Raw genomic sequence first — 5,907 nt, forward strand, 5'->3', positions numbered from 1 at the left:
TCAACACCAGCCGCCTGCTCGAGGTCAACGGCGACCTCCCACCCATCGAGCTCGAGCAGCACTACTACCGTCAGAACAGCGACCTCGCCGAGGCCGGCTGACTCAACAAATCGAGTCTCCGGACACGCCGGGGGGATTCAGTAGCGACTCCGGGGGTGGCGAGCACGTGGTCGAGTTGAAGCCCTCGTCCGGCCTCGTCGAAGTGGGTCGGCTGCTCCTGGCCCTGCCATCGCTTGTGGAGAACTGACACCAGGCCGTGTCGTGCGACGTTCTCGAAGTACTCGCGTCCCCACGTGGACCTGTCGTCCAGGTGCTGCTCATCCCAGCCGAGCGCCTCGTTGAAGTCACCGGCGGCGGGAACGCACTCGCATCTGCGGGCTGTGTCCACGATCGTGGCAAGCACGCCGTCGGAGTCCCAAAGGCCCCCGCCGCCTTTCCCGCCTTCGCAGCCGACGCGCTCGAACTGTCGAGGGTCAATGCCGGCGAGGGCCAGGTCTTGTTGACGTAGGACTCAGCACGGCAGGGCGAGGCGTGCACGCTGAGGACGACCAAACCGTCGTGCAATGCGGTGTTCAGTCGTGCCGCCGCCAGGCAAAACCCGTGGTAACCAATCGTTGAGATCTGGATCCGTGTCAGGGGCTCGGGTGCCTTGACAGTCCGGCGCGCCATGAGCGCGGAGGTGACCCCGTAGTTCAGGCCCTTCGGGTTCAGTCCCTCAACGACCTGGTAGTCGGCCTGCCGCCATGCTGACAGCCACTCGGGGCTCGTCTCCCGCGCGAACATCAGATCCGGCGCGTACTTCGGGTCGAGGGCCAGCCGCCTTGCCCAGCGGACCATCCCGTCGACGCGCTCGGCACGGTCGGCGCCAGCATTTTCAGGCGGTCCGGCCCGGCCTGCCGGTGGAGCATGGTCGTGCCACCCGTTTGCCCCGCGATGCCCACACAGGGTGAACACCGGTCGGTGCCTCTACCGAATACCCGAATTGTCCACTACCTTGGGCCGTCCATCAGGGTGGCTCTCGGGCCTGGCGACCTGCGCAGCCACCTCCACGTTGGGGGGTTCGGATGTTGCGTAGCCGGGGCAAGCACGCTCGGAGACGGGGCCGCGTGGCGGTGGCGCTGTCCGCGTGCAGCGTGCTGGTTGTGACGGGCCTGCAGGTTGTCACCGCGACCGGACCCGTTCAGGCCGCGGTGCCTACGCCGCCGATCGACCTGGCCAACCCCACCGCGACGGTCAACGACCCCGCCGCCGGGCTCGCACCGGTGAACACGGAGTGCGTCTCGGGCCAGGTTGATATCAACACCGCATCCGCATCGCAGATCCAGCAGGGCCTGGGCATTTCATCCGGGCCGACCGTCCAGCGGCTGATCGCCGCCCGACCGTGGCTCAAGGGCGCCGACCTCTCCTCGGTCCCGGGCATCGGTCCCTCGGCCGCGGAGAAGATGGCATCCAAGACCTGCGCGACCCAGCCGACCTTGCCCGTTCCAACGCCGTTGGCGTGCACCTCTTCCTCGCAGGTCGACGTGCAGACCGCGACCGCCGCCGCGATCTCGAGCGGCCTGAAGCTGCCGATGAACACGGCGCAGGGCCTGATCTCGGCGCGTCCCCTCCCTCAGGACCTCACGCAGGTCGAGACGCCGCGCGTCGATGGCCTGTCTGATCCGAAGCTCCAGAAGCTTCTCAAGGACGGCTCCATCTGCGTCACGCCGGCACCGATGCTCGCTGGCGGCGCGGCGTGGCGCTGGGCCACGCCGCAGGGCGGAGCGGTCGTGACTCGCGATGGGTTCGCTCTGATCGTTCCGCCGGGTCGCATCACCGACCCAGCCGGTGCCTACATCTCGGTTCTTCCCGAAGACCCGGGGGAGGATGGCCTCCCACGCATCGATGCCTCGATCCACGGGAACTGGAATGTCGGCACGTCGTCAGTCGCCGTCCAAGCCCCGTGGACGATCCAAGATCCCACAGTCCGGCCCGCCGTCTTTCACGATGCCGCATCGGGTACCACCTTGTCAGTCGGCAACGGGACGTCGGTCCGGACGGTCAATGGGCAACCGTCCGTGACCAGCGTGGCCTATTCGCTCTCGCAGTTCGAGTTCGGTGCCACCTCGTGCACACCGGCCTCCACCTCGCTCCCGGCGCCTTTGTGCCTCCAGAACCTCACCGATGGCTCGCTGCACAACGCGTGGCTGCAGCAGGCACAGGCCACAGGGGCGGCGAGCGCGCAGTCACTCAAGCCCAAGCCCGCATGCCCCGACACGACGACATCAGTTTCGCTGACGCACACCGATGGCGGGCTGCCGTTCGGCATCGTCTGCGGTGTCGAGGCCGAGGACGATTCGACGCCCGCCGGCGTCGCCGACTGGACGATGACGAACGCGGCCTACTCGTCGATCCTGGACGGACTCGCGAGCGCAGGCGTCGTGTACGAGTACGACGCGACGGACCGTGACAGCACACACGTCGTCAGCGGCGGCGTTGAGGACAACCCGATCGTCGCTACGATCCTGAAGGGTCTATCGGGTGATCACCTCCTGTTCCCCGGCCAGAACCTCGTGACGTCGAAGCAGCCCAGCTTCCTGGTCACCGAGGACGCGGTGCACCCATCCGTCGCGGCGACGATCGACTGGGAGAGCATCGACGAGCTCGTCGGCTCGTTCGCGGACATGGCGAGCAACCAGGTGCAGAACATCTACGGAGCGGTCGAGGACGCCCAGAGCTGTGCACACATGGACGACAACGCGGTGGGCTGCGTCAAGGCGCTCCTGGAGCAGGCGGTAGGCAACGCCGACGCGCTCGCCGCGAAGGGCAGCCTGGCGTCAAAGATCCTCGGTTCGATGAAGAAGGTCTTCAAAGCGGTCGCTGCCTCCGAGATCATCGCTAGTGTCGGACAAGCCTTCGTGTTCAGCTTCATCGGCGGAACGGACGTCGTGCTCACCAACACCCCTAACGCACCAACCCAGGATCACGAAGGCCGCCCAGTCCTCCCCGACTGCCTCTCGCACAACGACACGAACTGGTTGGTCGATGAGAACTGCCAGGGCGCGTTCTACACGAGCATCCAGGACACCCCGGGATCGGGAGGCGGCACGACGGGCCTTCCTCCTGGCAAGATCGCCCGAGATTCGCAAGGCCACGCATACTTCGTGAACCTCTCAGCGCAGACGATCCAACCGATCGCCGACGGCGGCACGTACCTTTGCCTCGCGAAGCACTACATCGTCGATTGGGAAGCCCATATCGATTCCTATGACAAGGCGCTCGCTGTTGTATCGACCGCGGCAACGTGCGACGGTTCGCTGCCGGACACACGGCCAGTCAACAGCGCAGACAACCTGGGCGCGTACGTCATCCTGCGCCAGGCCGACGGGAGCTCGTGGGTCGTCGTGCCGGAGAACGGGCACGAATACCGGTACCCGATCTCCACCGGCCACGAGTTCGAGTGCTGGGTTAACCCCGACCCGTCGAGCGGCGCCGGAGAGTCCGACGTCTGGGACCAGGTCACGCCCGACCAACTCGCGCTGTACCCAATCGAGGCGGATCTTGACGTCTCGAACTGCCCTGGCTTCTGATCTGTGACCGCCCGAACGGTTCGCTGCAGCGCGCCTGTCGGCCCGCGCGGCACGCGCGCTTGTGCTCAGGTCCGGAATGACCCTCCGAATCAGGCCCAGCGCTACGAGGCAGCGAGCAACATCCCGAGCGGTTCGTCGAGAGCCTCGAGCCCAGCGAGCTCGGAGCGGTCGTGACCGCCGTCGCGGTGGCCGCGCATCCGCTGGTCCAGCGTGCGGATCTGGACGAGCAGCCACGCGAAGAGCGCGAAGCCCATCCCGATGACCGTCCAGGTCTGCGCGCCCATTCTGATGCGGGCAAGGACGCGTCAACGTGGCCAGTGCACGAGCAACGCATTCCGGAGGAGCCGCATTCGAGCCGGGCAGGCACGCGGAGGAAGCCGACTGTCGTGTGCTGCGCGACACCTTACCCGCAGAAGCGCTTCGCTTCGGGGCGCGACCGCTGATCAGCAGGGCTGGTCGACAGGCTGGATGCCGCCCTTGTGCGAGTCGTAGGTCCAGGTGTGCTTCGTCGCCGCGCTCTTGCCGGTGATGCAGTACGCGTCGGCACCGACGCGGCTGATGACCACCGTGACACCCGGCTCGGGCTTGAAGCTGTTCGCTTCGAGCACCCTGATGTCCTTCGTGTACTGCCCGTTGTCCGTGAAGTAGATCTCCTCCGCGTTGGCCGCGTTTCGCAGCGATGCCTTCACGTTCGCGTCCGCCTCGCTGAGGTTGCCGGCGGCCGCTGAGGTGATCGGGCCCACGGGGCTGGCAGCCGCGGTGCCGCGAGCACGCACGATCATCGCGTCGCGCAGCTTGAGCAGCAACGGCTGGCTGACGGGCGTGCCGTCGGCGATCGCGGTGACGGCGACCTCGCGCGCGCCGACGCGGGCGCCGATGATCGAGACGAAGCGCTTCTTCGTCACGCCGTCCTGCGAGGCGGTGATCGTGGCGACGATCGCGGCGGTCTGGTCGGCGGCGGAGTGCGCCGGCGACACCGTCACGTTGACGGCCGCGCCCGCGACCTCGTGCGACACCTCGTCCTGCAAGGCCGACGTGAGGCAGCGGGGCGTCGCCGGTGACAGCACGCCGTTGAAGTCGGTCTTCGCCAGGCCGACCGTCGTGAAAGTCTGTACCGACGACATGACCACGAGGCTCTCGCCCTTAGTGAAGGCCGGCGAGTCGACCTCCGCGTAGGGCACGTCCTGTGCGCCCACGCACTTCTTCATGGCGGCGTCGGTTGGTTCGTCGTCCGAGGTGTTGCTCGACGATGTCGCGCTTCCGATCGACTGGAACCCCTCGGGGAAGTCCGCGATGGTCAGCAGGATGCCCTGCGCGGCGGTGATCGGGTTCGTCGGCGCGGCCGGCGCTGAGGTGGCGTGGTGCTGGACAGGGGCGGCCGCGACCGGCTTCGACGAGCTGCCCCGACCGAACAGGAAGTAGCCACCGCCGGCGAGCACCAGCGCGCCGACCACGCCGAGCACCAACGGCGTCGGCACCGGCTTCTTCATCGCGCCGCCGGAGCCGGCGATCGTCCCGCTGCTGAAGTCGACCGGAGGGGCCGGCGGCGCGAGCGTGGCAGTGGGTGCGAACCCGGGCGGCGGAGAAGCCGGCGAACCGTAGGACGGCAGAGTGGTGGTAGCGGTCGCGAACGGCGCCGGCGCGGCAACCGCCGCGCTGGCGACCGACGGCGATTCGACGGCGGACGTCCACTGCGTGCCGTCCCACCAGCGCAGCTCTGCCTGCGCGTAGGGATCCGTGTACCAACCGGGGCCGACCGACATGTCGGGAGAGATCGACCTGCCGCGGCGCCCGCTGACTGCGCCGAACGGAGGGCAGGCGGCCGCCGTCACTGCCGAGCGTCGCCGACCGGCGGGGCGGGTACACGTGGCCGAAACCCGACAAGGAGACGACCATGATCGCCACTGACCTGGCCCGCCAGGCCCCTCGCCTCATCATCCACGGCTACGCGCGCGCCGCCCGCGTGCCCCTCGGTGTCGCCGCGCGGGTGCTCGGCCACCCCGAGCCCACCTGGGGACCGTCGCTCGCGCTCGAGCAGGTCGAGGGCCTGGTCGAGGCCACGCTCGGCACCTGGCTGCGCGACGAGGCGCTCGCCGAGGAGGGCCGCGTCCGCCAGGAGCGCGCCGCCGAGCTGCGTGCCGCCGCTGAGGCCGAGGCGGAAGAGCGGCACAAGGAGGAGCAGCGCGACGCGGAGGCGAAGCGGCAGGCCGAGCTGCACGCGGCGAAGGTCGAGGCCAAGGCCCGCAAGGCGCGCAAGCGCTCCGGTGACGACGAGGACCAGTCCCTGCGCGCCGCTGCGGCGGCCGCGCTCGCCGCGAGCAACGAGGACGAGGTGCAG

At 68.5% G+C, this 5,907-nt stretch carries 4 protein-coding genes; 2 read left to right on the forward strand and 2 right to left on the reverse strand.

Going from position 1 to position 5,907, the window contains the following annotated elements:
- The first annotated feature begins 1,106 nt into the window (after positions 1-1,106).
- On the forward strand, positions 1,107-3,569 hold the full coding sequence (locus VHB92_RS11360) for a hypothetical protein (RefSeq protein ID WP_325453867.1): 2,463 nt from the start codon (positions 1,107-1,109) through the stop codon (positions 3,567-3,569).
- A 101-nt stretch (positions 3,570-3,670) separates the two neighbouring features.
- Here the strand turns inward: VHB92_RS11360 and VHB92_RS11365 are convergent, their stop codons facing one another.
- Positions 3,671-3,853, reverse strand: coding sequence for a hypothetical protein (locus VHB92_RS11365; RefSeq protein ID WP_325453868.1), 183 nt, complete (start codon positions 3,851-3,853; stop codon positions 3,671-3,673).
- 159 nt (positions 3,854-4,012) lie between these two features.
- Positions 4,013-5,332 (reverse strand): DUF2510 domain-containing protein, encoded by a 1,320-nt coding sequence (locus VHB92_RS11370; RefSeq protein ID WP_325453869.1) that lies wholly within the window; start codon positions 5,330-5,332, stop codon positions 4,013-4,015.
- Between the two features lie 131 nt (positions 5,333-5,463).
- On the opposite strand from VHB92_RS11370, the gene VHB92_RS11375 reads away from it, so the two are divergent.
- A partial coding sequence (locus VHB92_RS11375) for a hypothetical protein (protein ID WP_325453870.1) occupies positions 5,464-5,907 on the forward strand: 444 nt, incomplete at its 3' end.

It is taken from the genome of Humibacter sp. (assembly GCF_035547335.1).
Lineage (GTDB): Bacteria > Actinomycetota > Actinomycetes > Actinomycetales > Microbacteriaceae > Humibacter.